Source organism: Duganella sp. GW822-FHT06D06, assembly GCF_058799615.1.
Genome location: NZ_JBXALQ010000065.1, coordinates 1 through 736 on the forward strand (window position 1 = coordinate 1; position 736 = coordinate 736).

Sequence of the window (736 nt, forward strand, 5' to 3'; positions counted from 1 at the left end):
CCCTTGAAACCGGTGTGCCCGGTCAGGAAAACACGCTTGCCGCGCCAGAACGCCGGATTCATGGCCATCGCTTCCACGGCGCCTTGCCGCTGTCCCACAGCTCTTCGAGCAGGATCTTGTCGCGCAGCGTGTCCATCGGTTGCCAGAAGCCCTTGTGCAGCCAGGCGTCGAGCTGGCCGTCGGCGGCCAGCTGTTCCAGCGGGCCCTTTTCCCAGATGGTGCTGTCGTCCTCGATCAGGTCGATGACTTTCGGCGACAGCACGAAGTAGCCGCCGTTGATCCAGTTGCCGTCGCCCTGCGGTTTTTCCTTGAAGCTCAGGATGCGCTGGCCGTCCATGTCGATCGCGCCGAAGCGTCCCGGCGGCTGCACCGCGGTCATGGTGGCGAGCTTGCCGTGTTCCTTGTGGAAGGCGATCGAAGCGGCGATGTCGATGTCGGCCACGCCGTCGCCGTAGGTGAAGCAGAAGGCTTCGTCGTGTTCGACGTGCTGGCGCACGCGCTTGAGGCGGCCGCCGGTGAGGGTGTCGGCGCCGGTGTCGACCAGCGTGACCTTCCACGGTTCGGCGTGGCGCTCGTGCACTTCCATGCTGTTCTTCTGCAGGTCGAAGGTGACGTCCGAGGTGTGCAGGAAGTAGTTGGCGAAGAATTCCTTGATGACGTAGCCGCGGTAGCCGCAGCAGATGACGAAGTCATTGATGCCGTGGGCGGAGTAGCTCTTCAGGATGTGCCACAGGAT

The 736-nt window shown here is 63.5% G+C and carries 1 protein-coding gene; it reads right to left on the reverse strand.

Going from position 1 to position 736, the window contains the following annotated elements:
* Positions 1 to 58: 58 nt before the first annotated feature.
* The coding region (gene rfbF / locus AC1RMD_RS31205) for a glucose-1-phosphate cytidylyltransferase (protein ID WP_492932755.1) at positions 59 to 736 on the reverse strand (678 nt) is incomplete at its 5' end.